A 14,868-nucleotide genomic window follows, 5' to 3' on the forward strand; every position below is an offset into this window, starting at 1 on the left:
GGGAGCAGCCTACGCGGCTTCCGCCCTCACTCGGCCGCCGGGGGCGTCGGCGACCCCGGCGGCGCGGGCACCGCGGGGGGCGGGCCGGCCACGTGGTCGGCGGCCGCCCGGACGTCGATCTCCCGCCAGAAGCCGGCCCGGATGGCGTAGCGGTCGTGCTCGTCGATCTGGTCGTCCTTGTGCGCGAGGAGTCCGAAGCGCGCGGCGTAACGCAGCAGCTCACCGTCGATGCGGTGCGGGATCCGGGGGTACATGGTGGCCAGTTTCTGGAGGTGGACGGTCTCGGGGAGCCGTTCCATCCAGCGTCGGGCGAAGACCTGGCCGACCTCGAAGGGGTCGCCGCCGACGGTGGTGATGTCCTCCTCGCGGTCGGCCCAGCGCTGCTCGGCGGAGGTGAGTTGGGCGAGGGTGGGCAGCGAGGCGGTCTCGGCGGGTTCCCCGAGCGGTCCCGCCCGGTCGACCCAGCCCTTGTCGGAGGACCAGCGCAGGGCGCTGCCGGCGGGGGCGGCCGTCTGGCCGTTGTGGGTGGCGGGGGCGGCGGCCCCGGGGGCGCGCAGGGCGGCCAGGTCCTTGGGCGTGGGGACGGGCCGGGCTCCCTCGGCGACGGGCGGCGGTACGGGCGCGCCGCGCTCGGCGGCGTCCGCCGGGGTGGTGGAGGCGCCGTTGCGGGCGGCCTCGGCCAGGGCCGCCTCGGGGAGCGGTGCGGAAAGGATCGCGGCGATCTCCGGGCGTGGCGCGGGGGCCGGGGAGCACAGGCCGGCGAGGTCCTTGGCGCGGACGGCCCGGGTGATCCAGGCCCGGTCCAGGACCCGGCGTTCGTCGGCCTCGGCGACGAGGTCCTCGGACTGGTTGTAGTCCCCGTCGGCGGCCTGGACGGCCCACAGGTGGACGGCCACCCCGTGTTCCTTGGCGGACATCAGGCCGGGCAGCAGATCGCCGTCGCCCGTCACCAGGACCACGTCGGAACAGGCGCGGTTGCGGGCCAGCTCGGTGAGCTCGGCGTGCATGGCCGCGTCCACGCCCTTCTGGGCCCAGCGGCCGTCGCTGCGGGTCAGCGCGCCGAGCCGGACGGTGACCCGGGGCATCACGCGCAGCCTGCGGTGTTCGGGCTGGGGCACCCGGTCCGGCGCGCCGTCGAACCAGTAGATCCGCAGCAGGGGTTGTTCGGTGTCCGCCTCCGCGCGTTCGCGCAGGCCCTGGATGAGGGCGGCGTGGTCGACGGTGATGCGGGAGCGGGAGGGCTCCCCTGCGAGAAGGCTGGCGGCGGCGCCCAGCAGATAGCCGGCGTCCACCAGGACGACGCAGCGGTCCACGCGTTCCACCCTCTTCCGTGGGGGTCCTCTGGATATTCCCCGAGTCTGCCCGACCGCAAGGACGTTGACGGCCGGAACTCGATCATCGGCGTGGCGTATCTCCCGGCGACCGGAAGACGGGGCGCCGACTACGCGCAGTAATGATCCAAAATGCGCGGTTTATAGTGCTGTGTGAGTGTGAAGGCGGCCCTGGCCCCTACACCCCCCACGGAGGCTTCCCATGGCCAAGAACAAGAACCGCCAGCAGCCCGCCAAGCCCCAGGAACGCTCGTCGGCGCAGGATCCGGGCAAGAGCTCGATGGAATCCACGCCCGAGCCCTCGCCGTCGTCGGCGCCGAGTCCGATGCACATGGCGGGCAAGCGCAAGGAAAAGAAGTTCGGCCACAACTGACACCACCGACACCACCGACCCGACCGACGACCGACACCACCTGCGGCTCGTCGGCCGGACGGCAGGAAGGGCGCGCCCGGTAGCCCGGGCGCGCCCTTCCTCGTTCTCGTGCGCGGCGCGGTGCCCGCCCCCGCCCGCCTAGCCGGCCAGGCAGGACGGGCCGAGCAGCACCTTGAGGTCGCCGAACAGCGCCGGGTCGGGCTTGACGCGGTGCTTGTCGAGGCGGAGCACGGTCGTGGTCCGCGGCCCCTGGAGCTTGATCCGCACCTCGGTGTTGCCGTGGTGGTGGCGCAGGATCTCGCCCAGACGGGTCACCATCGGCGGGGTCACCTTGACCGTCGGGATGGTGAGGACGACGGGCGCGTTGGTGCCGGCCGAGGAGAGGTCGGGGACCATCATCTCCATCGCCACGAGCCGCGGGATGTCCTCGCGCTTGTCGAGGCGGCCCTTGACGAAGACGACCGTGTCCTCGACCAGCTGGGTGGAGACGAGCTGGTAGGTGGCCGGGAAGAACATGCACTCGATGGAGCCGGCCAGGTCCTCGACGGTGGCGATGGCCCAGGCGTTGCCCTGCTTGGTCATCTTGCGCTGGAGGCCCGAGATGATGCCGCCGATGGTGACGACCGCGCCGTCGGAGTGCTCGCCGCCGGTGAGCTGGGAGATGCCCGCGTCCGTCTTGTCGGAGAGGACGTGTTCCAGACCGAAGAGCGGGTGGTCGGAGACGTAGAGGCCGAGCATCTCGCGTTCCTGGGCGAGCAGGTACGACTTCTCCCACTCCACGTCGGAGAACTCGACGTCGAGGCCGAAGCCCGGCTCGTCGCTCGCGCCCTCGTCGCCCATTCCGCCGAAGAGGTCGAACTGACCCTCGGCCTCCTTGCGCTTCACCGCGACCACGTTGTCGATCATCGGTTCGTGGTGGGCGACCAGGCCCTTGCGCGTGTGACCCATCTCGTCGAAGGCGCCGGCCTTGATCAGCGACTCGACCGTCCGCTTGTTGCAGACGACGGCCTCGACCTTGTCCAGGAAGTCGGGGAAGGTCGAGTACTTACCCTTGGCCTTCCTCGTCTTGATGATCGAGTCGACGACGTTGTTGCCGACGTTGCGGACGGCGGTGAGGCCGAAGAGGATCACGTCGTCGCCCTGGGCGGCGAAGTTCGGCTCGGACTCGTTCACGTTCGGCGGGAGCACCTTGATGCCCATGCGCCGGCACTCGTTCAGGTAGATCGCGGACTTGTCCTTGTCGTCCTTGACCGAGGTGAGCAGGCCCGCCATGTACTCGGCGGGGAAGTTCGCCTTGAGGTAGGCGGTCCAGTAGGAGACCAGCCCGTACGCGGCCGAGTGCGCCTTGTTGAAGGCGTAGCCGGCGAAGGGGACCAGGACGTCCCACAGGGCCTGGATCGCCTTGTCGTTGTACCCGTTCTTGCGGGCGCCCCCCTGGAAGATGGTGAAGTTCTTCGCCAGCTCCTCGGGCTTCTTCTTGCCCATCACGCGACGCAGGATGTCGGCCTCGCCGAGCGAGTAGCCGGCGATGATCTGCGCGGCCTTCTGCACCTGCTCCTGGTACACGATCAGCCCGTAGGTGACCGCGAGCACCTCTTCGAGGGGCTTCTCCAGGTCCGGGTGGATCGGGGTGATCTCCTGCTGCTTGTTCTTGCGCAGGGCGTAGTTCGTGTGCGAGTTCATGCCCATCGGGCCCGGCCGGTACAGGGCCGAGACGGCGGAGATGTCCTCGAAGTTGTCGGGCTTCATCAGGCGCAGCAGGGAGCGCATGGGGCCGCCGTCGAACTGGAAGACGCCGAGGGTGTCGCCGCGGCCGAGCAGTTCGAAGGTCTTGGGGTCGTCGAGCGGGAGGCCGAGGAGATCGATGTCGATCCCCTTGTTGGCCTTCACCATCTTGACGGCGTCGTCCATGATCGTGAGGTTGCGCAGGCCGAGGAAGTCCATCTTCAGCAGGCCGAGCGACTCGCAGCTCGGGTAGTCCCACTGGGTGATGGTGACGCCGTCGGTGTGCCGTACCCAGACGGGCACGTGGTCGGTGATCGTCTCGCTGGACATGATCACGCCGGCGGCGTGCACGCCCATCTGCCGGACCAGGCCCTCCACACCGCGGGCGGTGTCGATGACCTTCTTCACGTCGGGCTCGTTCTCGTACATCCCGCGGATCTCGCCGGCCTCGCCGTAGCGCGGGTGCGTCGGGTCGAGGATGCCGGACAGCGGGATGCCCTTGCCGAGGACGTCGGCGGGCATGGCCTTGGTGAGCCGGTCGCCCATGGCGTACGGGTAGCCGAGGACGCGGGCGGAGTCCTTGATCGCGTTCTTGGCCTTGATGGTGCCGTAGGTGCCGATCATGGCGACCTTGTCGGCGCCGTACTTCTCGGTGACGTACCTGATCACCTCGACGCGCCTGCGCTCGTCGAAGTCGATGTCGACATCGGGCATGGAGACGCGCTCGGGGTTCAGGAAGCGCTCGAAGATCAGGCCGTGGGTGATCGGGTCGAGGTCGGTGATGCCCATGGCGTAGGCGACGATCGAACCGGCCGCGGAGCCTCGTCCCGGGCCGACCGCGATGCCCTGGTTCTTGGCCCACATGATGAAGTCGGCGACCACGAGGAAGTAGCCGGGGAAGCCCATCGAGATGATCGTGTCCATCTCGTACTCGGCCTGCTTCATCCGGTCGTCCGGAATGCCTCCCGGGTAGCGGCGGTCCATGCCGCGCATGGTCTCCTCGCGGAACCAGGTGACCTCGGTGTAGCCGTCCGGGATGTCGAACTTCGGCATCAGGTTCCGGAACTGGAACATGCCCTCGGTGTCGACCTGCTCCGCGACCAGCCGGGTGTTGGCGCAGCCTTCCTGCCAGGCGTCCGAGGAGTCGATGGCGTACATCTCCTCCGTGGACTTCAGGTAGTAGCCGGTGCCGTCGAAGCGGAAGCGGTCCGGGTCGGAGAGGTTCTTGCCGGTCTGGATGCACAGCAGGGCGTCGTGCGCGACGGACTCGCTGGCGTAGGTGTAGTGGGAGTCGTTCGTGACCAGCGGCGGGATGCCGAGCTTCCTGCCGACCTCCAGCAGTCCGTCGCGGACCCGGCGCTCGATCTCGATGCCGTGGTCCATCAGCTCCAGGAAGTACCGGTCCTTGCCGAAGATGTCCTGGTACTCGGAGGCGGCCTTGAGGGCCTCGTCGAACTGGCCGAGGCGCAGTCGGGTCTGCAGCTCGCCGGAGGGACAGCCCGTGGAGGCGATCAGCCCCTCGGACCACTTGGAGATGGTCTCCTTGTCCATCCGGGGCCACTTCGTGAGCCAGCCCTCGGCGTACGCGTCGGAGGACAGCCGGAAGAGGTTGTTCAGACCGGTCGCGTTCGCCGCCCAGATCGTCTTGTGCGTGTATCCGCCCGAACCGGACACGTCGTCGCGCTTCTGGTGCGGCTGCCCCCACTGGATCCTGCGCTTGTTGCGGCGGGACTCCGGCGCGACGTACGCCTCGATCCCGATGATCGGGGTGACCCCGGCCTTCTTCGCCGTGTGGAAGAAGTCGTAGGCGCCGTGCAGGTTGCCGTGATCGGACATGGCGATGTGCGTCATGCCCATCTCGTTGCACGCGTTGAACATGTCCTTCAGCCGCGCGGCACCGTCCAGCAGCGAATACTGGGTGTGGACGTGCAGGTGCGTGAACGGCGCCTTGGTCACGGTGGAGTCCTCCGGGCGGGAGTGAGGGGGGCAGCCTCGAAGTCTACGTCTCCCGAGTGACAGAAAACGGGCACCGACGGGTACGGTCATCCGTTGCAGACCCAGGGACGGTGTCCGATTCCACACCATCCGCACGCGATCGATCCAGCGCCACCAGGAGGCACCCGCCATGGCGGTTCCCGAGACGACGAACGAGCAGCGCGCCGAGCAGATACTCGATGTGTTCGACACCGCTTTCGGTGAGCTGCTCGCCGCCGACCCCGCTGCCTTCCAGGTGAAGTTCCGAAAGATGGCGGCCTCCGCGTTCGCCTTCTACCGCGGGACGGCCTGCCTCTTCTACGCCGACCTGGAGCGCGAACGGCACGGCGGCCCGTACCTGGACGAGCGGACCGGCCGGGTGTGGATCCACGGTGATCTGCACGCCGAGAACTTCGGCACGTACATGGATTCCAACGGTCGCCTCGTCTTCAACGTCAACGACTTCGACGAGGCCTACGTCGGCCCCTTCACCTGGGACCTGAAGCGCTTCGCCGCCTCCGTCGCCCTGATCGGCTACACCAAGGCGCTCAGCGACGAGCAGATCAGCGGGCTCGTGCGGATCTACGCGGCCGCCTACCGGGAGCGGATCCACGCCCTGGCCACCGGCGCCAAGCACGAGGAGGTCCCCTCCTTCACCCTGGACACCGCCGACGGTCCGCTGCTGGCCGCCCTGCGCGCCGCCCGCTCGCGGACCCGCTTCTCGCTCCTGGACTCGATGACGGAGATCCGGGACTACGAGCGCCGCTTCACGGCGGGCCCCGGCACCATCGAGCTGGACGCCGCCACCCGCTACAAGGTGCTGGCCGCCTTCGACGGGTACCTGGAGACCCTGCCGGAGGAGTCCCTGGTGCGACCGGACTCCTACCGGGTCAAGGACGTGGTGGGACGGCGGGGCGTCGGGATCGGCTCGGCCGGCCTGCCCTCGTACAACATCCTGCTGGAGGGGCACAGCGACGCCCTGGAGAACGACGTCGTGATCTACCTCAAGCAGGCGCAGACCCCGGCGGTGTCCCGGCACATCACCGAGCGGTCGGTGCGGGACTACTTCCGGCACGAGGGACACCGCACGGTGATCTCGCAGCGGGCCCTCCAAGCGCACGCCGACCCGTGGCTGGGGTGGACCGAGCTGGACGGATCCGGGCAGCTGGTGGCGGAGGTCTCCCCGTACGCGGTGGACCTGGACTGGTCGGACCTGGACGACCCCGAGGAGATCGCGGCCGTGGTCGCCGACCTGGGTCGGGCCACGGCGACGATGCACGGGGCGGCGGACGCGGCGGAGAGCGGCCAGTCGCTGGTGCCCTTCTCCACGGAGCGGGCCATCGACGCGGCCATCGCCGCGGACGAGGTGGGCTTCCCGGAGCTGCTGGTCGACTTCGCCCACGCCTACGGGGCCCGGGCGCGCGCCGACCACCAGATCTTCGTCGACCTGTTCCGCAACGGCCGGATCACGTCGTAACGGGCAGGCCGTCGGGAACCCGGGGCCTCCGATTCACAGGGAGTCGTGACAGACTCGCGGCGATGGACATATCAGGGGCAGGACTCCGGGGGCTGCGAGCCGCGCTGTTCAGCGCGTTCGTCGTGCTGCTCTCCGCGGGCTCGCACGTCCTCATGTCCCGGGTGCCGTTGCCGCCCGCGCTGGTGGCCGGTTCCTTCGCCGGGGTGTTCGCCCTGGCGTTCGCGCTGGCCGGCCGGGAGCGCGGCTTCGGCCCGATCGCCGGGCTGCTCGTGCCGCTGGAACTGGCGGCCGACACCGTCTTCACCGCCGGGCAGCACCTCTGCTACGGCCCCGCGGGCGGCCCGGTCGCCGGTCCGCTGCGGGCGCTGGGCCTGGAGGAACTGTGCGGGGGCACCCCGGTCGGCGGACAGCTGGCCGGCGTACCCGGTTCCGTGACCGATGCGGGCGCGCTGTCCGCCGCGGCGGGGCCCTGGACGCCCTGGCTGCTGCTGGGCGGGCACGTCGCGGTCGGGATGCTGGCCGCCGCGTGGCTGCGGTACGGCGAGCGGGCGCTGGGCCGGCTGCTGCGGGCCGTGGCCGCCTTCGCCTTCCGGCCGCTGCTGCTGGTGGTGGCCTCGGTCGCGGCGGTCGCCGGTCCGGCGCGCCGGCGGGCATGCCCGCCCCGGCCGGGCTCGGGTGCCCGTACCCGGTTCCCGGCACATTCCGTGGGGCGGCGGGGACCGCCCGTGCGCGGGACGCTCGCGAGCGTCTGACACGCGTACGGCAATCCCCCCTTCCACACCCCACGGAGATCACGATGAGTTCACGCAACAGCCAGGCGAACAAGGCGGCGGCCCGCGACCGCCTGCGCGTCGAGCGCGAGAAGCAGGCCAAGAAGGACAAGGCGCGCCGCCAGTTGGTCGTCGCCGGCGCGGTGGTGGCCACCCTGGCCCTGGCCGGCGGAGTCGGCTACGCGGTCGTACAGGCCAACCAGCCCGACCACTGGGAGAAGGCCGCCTCGGCGGAGCTGGTCAAGCCCAAGAACACCTCGGGCGACAACGGCACCACGGTCGTCATCGGCAAGCCCGAGGCGAAGAAGACCCTGGACCTGTACGAGGACTCGCGCTGCCCGGCGTGCGCCGCCTTCGAGCAGACCAGCGGCGAGCAGATCAAGAAGGACGTGGACGCGGGCAAGTTCAAGCTCCGCTACTTCGGCGCGACCTTCATCGACAACGCCGCCCAGGGCGAGGGTTCGAAGAACGCGCTGAGCGCGCTGGGCGCGGCGCTGAACGTCGGCCCGGACGCCTTCCTCGCGTACAAGGGGGCGCTCTACTCCAAGGAGCTGCACCCCGAGGAGACCGTCGACAGCTTCGCCAAGGACGACTACCTGATCAAGGTCGCGGACACGGTCCCGGCGCTCAAGGGCAACGCCGAGTTCAAGAAGGCCGTCGAGGACGGCACCTACGACCGGTGGGCGCTGGAGATGTCGAAGGTCTTCAACAAGTCCGAGGTGAAGGGCACGCCGACCCTGATGATGGACGGCAAGAAGATCGAGACCCCCTCGACGGCGGAGGCGTACACCGCGGCGATCGAGAAGGCCCTCGCAGGCTGAACCTCCCCGGTCCCGGCAACGGGCGGACGGCAACGGGCGGACGAACTCCTGGAGTTCGTCCGCCCGTTGCCTTTCCATGTCTGTACCGGAGGTATACCGATCAGTAATATGATGGTCCGTGACCAGTCAACTCTCCTCTTCCCCCGCCGCGACGAACCCGCGCCGCCGTACGGTGGTCCTGGGCGCCGCGGCCGCGGCCGCGCTCGCGCCGATCGCCACGCTGGGCCTGTCGCCCGCCCACGCGGCCGAGACCGCCCCCGCCTTCCTGCACGGCATCGCCTCCGGCGACCCGCTGCCCGACGGGGTCCTCCTGTGGACCCGCGTCACCCCCTCCCCCGAGGCCGTGCCCGGCTCCGGCCTCGGCCCGGCCACCGCGGTGGGTTGGGAGGTGGCCGAGGACCGCAACTTCGCCCGGGTCGTGGCGAGCGGCTCCGTCACGGCGACCGCCGCCGCCGACCACACGGTCAAGGTGGACGTGCGCGGCCTGCGCCCGCACACCCCGTACTGGTACCGCTTCACCGCGGGGGCGACCGTCTCCGCGATCGGGCGCACCCTGACCGCCCCGCCCGTCGACGCGGCCACGCCGGGGATCCGCTTCGGCGTGGTCTCCTGCGCGAACTGGGAGTCCGGCTACTTCTCCGCGTACCGGCACCTGGCGGCCCGCACCGACCTGGACGCGGTCCTGCACCTGGGCGACTACGTGTACGAGTACGCCTCCGGGGCCTATCCCGAGGCGAAGTACGTCGTGCGCCCGCACCAGCCGCGGCACGAGATCGTCTCGTTGGCCGACTACCGGACCCGGCACGGCACGTACAAGACCGACGCGGACCTCCAGGCCCTGCACGCGGCGCACCCCGTCGTCGCGATCTGGGACGACCACGAGTTCGCCAACGACGCCTGGTCCGGCGGCGCGGAGAACCACACCCCCGGCACCGAGGGCGACTGGGCGGCCCGCGCCGCCGCCGCGAAACAGGCGTACTTCGAGTGGATGCCGGTCCGCGCCTCCATAGCCGGCACCGTCTACCGGCGGCTGCGCTTCGGCAGCCTCGTCGACCTGCACCTGCTGGACCTGCGGACCTTCCGCTCGCAGCAGGTCAAGGTGGGCAGCGGCGCGGTGGACGACCCGGAGCGCACCATCACCGGGCGGGCGCAGTTGGACTGGCTCAAGTCGGGGCTGGCGAACTCGAACGCCACCTGGAAGCTGGTCGGCACCTCGGTGATGATCTCGCCGGTGGCGTTCGGCTCGCTGCCCGCGCACCTGCTCAAGCCGCTCGCGAAGCTGCTGGGGCTGCCCGAGGGCGGGCTCGCGATCAGCACGGACCAGTGGGACGGCTACACGGACGACCGCAAGGAACTCCTGGGGCACCTGAAGGACCGCGGCATCAGGAACACGGTCTTCCTGACCGGTGACATCCACATGGCGTGGGCGAACGACGTCCCGGTGAACATGGCGACGTACCCGGGCTCGGGCACGGCGGCGACCGAGTTCGTGGTGACGTCGGTGACCTCCGACAACATCGACGACATTCTGCACGTGCCGGCGGACACCGCCTCGCTGGTCGCCGAGGCGGCCATCAAGGCCGCCAACTGGCACGTGAAGTGGCTGGACATGGACTCCCACGGGTACGGCGTCCTGGACGTGACGGGCGAGCGCTCGCAGATGGACTACTTCGTGGTCTCGGACAAGCGCAGGCAGGACGCGCGCTCCACGTGGGCCCGCTCGTACCGCACCCTGAACGGGACACAGAAGGTCGAGCGGGCCGACCGTCCGGTTTCCTGACATTCCATCAATTTTGCTGTTCAGAGGGGCGCTTGGTTCACACCAGGCGCCCCTTTCGTCTCTCGCGCAACAAATCTTTAACCGTCGAGATCTTGCCATCCGTATGACATGCCCACGTAAGCTCGCGCCGGCGTGAGGAAGTCCCTCACCCCCCACCACGCTTCGCGAGGAGTACACGTGCGCGCTCTCGCCCGCATATCCCCCCTTCTCCGCCGCCGCATCACGGGTACGGCCCTGTTGGCCGGAACCCTGGCGTTCGCCCCGCTGACGGCCCCCACGTCCGTCGCCGCGGCGCCCGCCGCCAAGACCCCGGCGCAGACCTGTCTCGAACAAGCCGGCGGCGCCGCCGCCAACGCCCGGGTCGCCCGCCCGCGCGACCACCAGGCCGCCGACCCCAACGAGGTGACGGACGCCCAGGTCAAGGCCATGGACGCCGACCTCAAGAGAAGACTGGGGCAGTCGACCCCGCAGCAGCTCGACGGCATGCGTGCCCGGGCCGCCGCCGGCACGACCGTCCCGGTCTACGTGCACGTCATCCACTCCGGTGCGACCGGAAAGCTGACCGCCGCGCAGATCAACAGCCAACTCGCCGTCCTGAACTCCGCCTACGCCGGCCAGGGCAGCGGCAACGTCAACTCCGGCTTCCAGTTCTCGCTGGCCGGGACCGACTACACGGACAACGCGACCTGGTACAACGTCTCGGACGGCACCACCGCCGAGAAGAACATGAAGAACGCCCTGCGCAAGGGCGGCAAGAACGCCCTGAACCTCTACACCGCCAACCTCGGCGGCGGGCTCCTCGGCTGGGCCACCTTCCCGAGCTCCTACGCCTCCCAGCCCAAGATGGACGGCGTGGTCATCCTCAACAGCTCGATCCCCGGCGGCTCCTCCGCCAACTACAACCAGGGCGACACCGCCACCCACGAGGTCGGCCACTGGCTCGGCCTCTACCACACCTTCCAGGGCGGCTGCTCGGGCAGCGGCGACTCGGTCTCCGACACCCCGGCCGAGGCGAGCGCCGCGTTCGAGTGCCCGACCGGCCGCGACACCTGCGGTGCGAGCGGCGCGGACCCGATCCACAACTTCATGGACTACACGTACGACTCCTGCATGTACCAGTTCACGAGCGGCCAGGTGTCGCGCATGAAGAGCATGTGGACGGCGTACCGGGCCTGACCCGTGTGACCTGACGCGTGACAGGGGCCCGGCCGGGTGTCCACCCGGCCGGGCCCCCTCGCGCGCACCCGCCCCCTACAGCCCGTCGAGGAAGGACAGCGCGACCTTCCAGGTCTGCTCGGCGGCCTCCGCGTCGTAGTCGTCGAGATCGGGATCGGTGAACAGGTGCCCCGCGCCCGGGTAGCCGTGGACCTCCACGTCCGCCCCGGCCCGGCGCATCCCCAGGTACCAGGCGGTCAGCCAGTCGTGCGGCTCGAAGGGGTCCGGGTCCGCCACGTGCAGCTGCACCGGCAGGTCGTCCGCCGAGACGTCGTCCTCCAGGTCGGACGTACCGTGCAGGAGGAGCAGCCCGCGGGCCTTCTCGTCGTGCAGGGCCAGGTGCTGCGCGACGGAGGCGCCGAAGGAGAAGCCCGCGTAGACCAGACCCCGGTCCGAGTAGGGGGCGGCGGCCAGGATCGCGCGCTTGAGCAGTTCGTCACGGCCGATCTCGTCCCGGTGGGCCATGCCCTCCTCGACGTTCCCGAACGTGCGCCCCTCGAACAGGTCGGGCACGTGGACCTCGTGCCCCGCCGCGCGCAGCCGGTCGGCCGCCGCGTGCACTGCGGGCCGCAGCCCGTACGTCGAATGGAAGAGCATGATGTTCATATCCCCATCGTGCCAGTTTCCCGGGTCCCCCTCCGGTTAGGTTCACGGGCATGGATATGGAGAACGTCCTGCGTCCCGTCGTGGTCATCGGCGGCGCGGTGGCCCTCACGCTCGTCGCCGCCTGGCTGCTTGACCTGCTGCTCCGCCGGGCCGACGCCCGCCACGGGGAGACCCCCCTGTGGGGGCTTCTGCGCCGGTGCGGTCCGCCCTTCCGGATCGTCCTGTGCACGGCCCTGCTGCGCGCCTCCTACCCCCAGACCAAGGTCCTCACGGATCACCGGGAGGGCGTGGGCCGGGCCCTCACCCTGGTGCTGATCGCCTCGACCGCCTGGCTGCTGATCCGGATCGCCACCGCCGTCGTCGACTCGACGTACACGCGCTACGCGGCCGGCGCCGGCGACGCCGCCCGGGTCCGCCGGGTCCGCACCCAGGTCACGCTGATCCAGCGGGTCGTGAGCGCCGTGGTCGTCGTCGTGGCCATCGCCTCCATGCTGCTGACCTTCCCCGCGATGCGCACGGTCGGCGCCTCGATGCTGGCGTCCGCGGGCGTCCTCGGCATCGTGGCGGGCATCGCCGCGCAGTCCGCGCTGGGCAACCTGTTCGCCGGCCTCCAGATCGCCTTCGGCGACACCGTCCGCATCGGGGACACCGTCGTCGTGGACAAGGAGTGGGGCACGGTCGAGGAGATCACCCTCACCTTCCTCGTGGTCCGCACCTGGGACGAGCGCCGGATCACGATGCCGGTCTCGTACTTCACCGGCAAGCCGTACGAGAACTGGTCGCGCGGCGGGGCCCAGATGACCGGCACGGTCTTCCTGCACCTGGACCACTCGGCGCCGATCCCGCTGCTGCGCGAGCGGTTGTCGGAGATCCTCAAGGAGACCCCGGAGTGGGACGGTCGCGCGAGCGGTCTGGTCGTCACCGACTCCACCCCGAACACGATCCAGGTCCGGGCCACGGTCACCGCGAAGGACGCCGACGACATCTGGACCGTGCGCTGCGTGGTCCGCGAGCGCCTGATCACCTGGCTGGTGGACCACCACCCCTACGCCCTCCCCCACGTGAACACGGCCGACGCGATCCAGCAGCCCCCGCTCGCGCCCTGAGCCGTCCCTTCCGGATCCTGCCTGACCCGCGCCGCCGGAGACGACTAAGGGCTGCGCAGGCTCCGGACGTCGAGGTGGCGCAGCACCCGGTCCACGACCTCCGGGTCCGAACCCGGTTCGCTGCGCGCCGACAGCACCTCGTGCCGGGCGGCGGACATCATCTCGCGCTGGATCCGCTGGACGTCCCGGATCCGCTCGACCCGCTTCGCGTACGCCTCCCGCCGTTCCTCGTCGACCATGTCGGGGCTGATCCTGGCGCCCACGTCGTAGGCCCGCCGGTACAGGGTCTCCACGAGGTCCTCCGGGAGGTCCTCCGCCGCCTCGATCTCCTTCAGCCGCTGCTTCGCGGCCTTGGCGGCGCGGATCGCCAGCCGGCGCTCGGTCTCCTTGTCCGCGTCCTCGTCGGCCTCCACCCCCAGCCGGCGCACCAGCCAGGGCAGGGTCAGGCCCTGGCAGACCAGCGTCGCCATGATCACGGCGAAGGCGATGAAGATGATCTGGTCCCGCGCCGGGAAGGGGTCCCCGCCGTCCACCTTCAGCGGGATGGCCAGGGCGAGCGCCACCGAGGCCACGCCGCGCATCCCGGCCCACCACATGACGACGCTCTCCCGCCAGCTCACCGGGATCTCCTCGTCGTAGTCGCGCCGGTTGTGCAGCTTCTTCGCCAGCCAGCCGGCCGGCAACAGCCATGCCAGTCGTACGCCCACCACCACGGCGACCACGATCCCCGCCCAGCCGGCCATCTCGCCCACGCGGTCCCCCGCGACGCCGAACACCTGGTGCAGTTCGAGCCCGATCAGACCGAACGCGACACCGGTGACCAGCATGTCGACGATCTCCCAGAACGTGTGCCCGGCCAGGCGTCCGAGCACGTCGTCGGCGTCGGTCGCGTACTCGGCGAGGAACAGCGCGGTGGTCAGCACGGCCAGCACCCCGGAGCCCTGGAGTTCCTCGGCGACCACGTACGCCACGAACGGCACCAGCAGCGTCAGCCCGATCTGCAGGGTGACCTCGCCCAGCCGGCCCATGAGCCGGTTCGTGGCCCAGCCGAGCGCGAGCCCCACGACCACCGCGACCACGGCGGAGAGCACGAACTCCCCGAGCGCGTCGGGCCAGGAGAAGCTGCCGCTGACGGCGGCGGCGATGGCCACGTGGTAGAGCACGATGGCGGTGACGTCGTTGAAGAGCCCCTCGCCCTCCAGGATGGACACCATGCGGCGCGGCAGCCCGAGCGCGCCGGCGACGGCGGTCGCCGCGACCGGGTCGGGCGGCGCGACGAGCGCGCCGAGCGCGACGGCCGCGGCGATGGGCAGGCCCGGGACGACGGCGTGCGCGACGGCGGCCACGGCCGCGGTGGTCACGAAGACCAGGGCCACGGCCAGCAGCAGGATGGGGCGCACGTTGGCGGCGAACTGTCGCCAGGAGGTCCGCTGCACGGAGGCGTACAGCAGCGGTGGGAGCACCAGCGGCAGGATGTACTCGGGTGGGATGTCGACGTTCGGCACGGCCGGCACGAGGGCCAGCACCACCCCGCCGATGGTCATCAACACGGGCGAGGGCAACCCGAGCCGATCCCCGAGCGGTACGGTCACCACGGCCCCGAGCAACAACACGAACAACAGAGCAAGCTGATCCACGATCCCCAGCCTGCCCCATCCGTCCGCCGAGCCCCGCCAGCCCCGCCGGCGAT

11 protein-coding genes are annotated in these 14,868 nt (G+C 70.4%); 7 read left to right on the forward strand and 4 right to left on the reverse strand.

Annotated features, from left to right (window positions below):
- Positions 1–26: 26 nt before the first annotated feature.
- Complete coding sequence (locus tag ACQEVM_RS26655; RefSeq protein ID WP_433083111.1) at positions 27–1,322, reverse strand: NYN domain-containing protein; 1,296 nt, start codon at positions 1,320–1,322, stop codon at positions 27–29.
- Positions 1,323–1,533: 211 nt separating this feature from the next.
- On the opposite strand from ACQEVM_RS26655, the gene ACQEVM_RS26660 reads away from it, so the two are divergent.
- Positions 1,534–1,704: a hypothetical protein gene (locus tag ACQEVM_RS26660; RefSeq protein WP_433083113.1), complete on the forward strand. Its 171-nt coding sequence runs from the start codon at positions 1,534–1,536 to the stop codon at positions 1,702–1,704.
- 138 nt (positions 1,705–1,842) lie between these two features.
- On the opposite strand, the gene dnaE is transcribed toward ACQEVM_RS26660, so the two are convergent.
- A complete protein-coding gene (gene dnaE / locus ACQEVM_RS26665; protein ID WP_433083115.1) occupies positions 1,843–5,385 on the reverse strand; it encodes a DNA polymerase III subunit alpha in 3,543 nt (1,180 codons plus the stop codon).
- Between the two features lie 169 nt (positions 5,386–5,554).
- On the opposite strand from dnaE, the gene ACQEVM_RS26670 reads away from it, so the two are divergent.
- From ACQEVM_RS26670 to ACQEVM_RS26690, 5 genes are all read left to right on the forward strand, one after another.
- The gene (locus ACQEVM_RS26670; RefSeq protein WP_433083117.1) at positions 5,555–6,880 is read left to right on the forward strand and encodes a DUF2252 domain-containing protein; all 1,326 of its coding nucleotides are present in this window, start codon (positions 5,555–5,557) and stop codon (positions 6,878–6,880) included.
- 62 nt (positions 6,881–6,942) lie between these two features.
- Positions 6,943–7,632, forward strand: a complete 690-nt coding sequence (locus ACQEVM_RS26675; protein ID WP_433083119.1) for a hypothetical protein — start codon at positions 6,943–6,945, stop codon at positions 7,630–7,632.
- A 44-nt stretch (positions 7,633–7,676) separates the two neighbouring features.
- Positions 7,677–8,471, forward strand: a complete 795-nt coding sequence (locus tag ACQEVM_RS26680; protein ID WP_433083121.1) for a DsbA family protein — start codon at positions 7,677–7,679, stop codon at positions 8,469–8,471.
- A gap of 118 nt (positions 8,472–8,589) precedes the next feature.
- Entirely contained in the window at positions 8,590–10,251 is a 1,662-nt protein-coding gene (locus tag ACQEVM_RS26685; protein ID WP_433083123.1) for an alkaline phosphatase D family protein, read from the forward strand.
- 177 nt (positions 10,252–10,428) lie between these two features.
- Positions 10,429–11,427 carry a zinc metalloprotease gene (locus tag ACQEVM_RS26690; RefSeq protein ID WP_433083125.1) on the forward strand — a complete coding sequence of 333 codons (999 nt, stop codon included), beginning with the start codon at positions 10,429–10,431 and terminating at the stop codon, positions 11,425–11,427.
- Between the two features lie 75 nt (positions 11,428–11,502).
- Here the strand turns inward: ACQEVM_RS26690 and ACQEVM_RS26695 are convergent, their stop codons facing one another.
- Complete coding sequence (locus ACQEVM_RS26695; RefSeq protein WP_433083127.1) at positions 11,503–12,072, reverse strand: dienelactone hydrolase family protein; 570 nt, start codon at positions 12,070–12,072, stop codon at positions 11,503–11,505.
- 56 nt (positions 12,073–12,128) lie between these two features.
- On the opposite strand from ACQEVM_RS26695, the gene ACQEVM_RS26700 reads away from it, so the two are divergent.
- A complete protein-coding gene (locus ACQEVM_RS26700) occupies positions 12,129–13,178 on the forward strand; it encodes a mechanosensitive ion channel family protein (RefSeq protein ID WP_433085384.1) in 1,050 nt (349 codons plus the stop codon).
- A gap of 44 nt (positions 13,179–13,222) precedes the next feature.
- Here the strand turns inward: ACQEVM_RS26700 and ACQEVM_RS26705 are convergent, their stop codons facing one another.
- Positions 13,223–14,815 (reverse strand): Na+/H+ antiporter, encoded by a 1,593-nt coding sequence (locus tag ACQEVM_RS26705; RefSeq protein ID WP_433083129.1) that lies wholly within the window; start codon positions 14,813–14,815, stop codon positions 13,223–13,225.
- Positions 14,816–14,868: the final 53 nt, after the last annotated feature.

Origin of the sequence: Streptomyces sp. CA-243310, from assembly GCF_050936775.1 — a bacterium.
In the GTDB taxonomy this organism is placed as follows: domain Bacteria; phylum Actinomycetota; class Actinomycetes; order Streptomycetales; family Streptomycetaceae; genus Streptomyces.

Coding starts and splice junctions, on each gene's coding strand:
- ACQEVM_RS26660 (WP_433083113.1), top strand. CDS start 1,534: ATGGCCAAGAACAAGAACCGCCAGCAGCCCGCCAAGCCCCAGGAACGC.
- ACQEVM_RS26670 (WP_433083117.1), top strand. CDS start 5,555: ATGGCGGTTCCCGAGACGACGAACGAGCAGCGCGCCGAGCAGATACTC.
- ACQEVM_RS26675 (WP_433083119.1), top strand. CDS start 6,943: ATGGACATATCAGGGGCAGGACTCCGGGGGCTGCGAGCCGCGCTGTTC.
- ACQEVM_RS26680 (WP_433083121.1), top strand. CDS start 7,677: ATGAGTTCACGCAACAGCCAGGCGAACAAGGCGGCGGCCCGCGACCGC.
- ACQEVM_RS26695 (WP_433083127.1), bottom strand. CDS start 12,072: ATGAACATCATGCTCTTCCATTCGACGTACGGGCTGCGGCCCGCAGTG.
- ACQEVM_RS26700 (WP_433085384.1), top strand. CDS start 12,129: ATGGAGAACGTCCTGCGTCCCGTCGTGGTCATCGGCGGCGCGGTGGCC.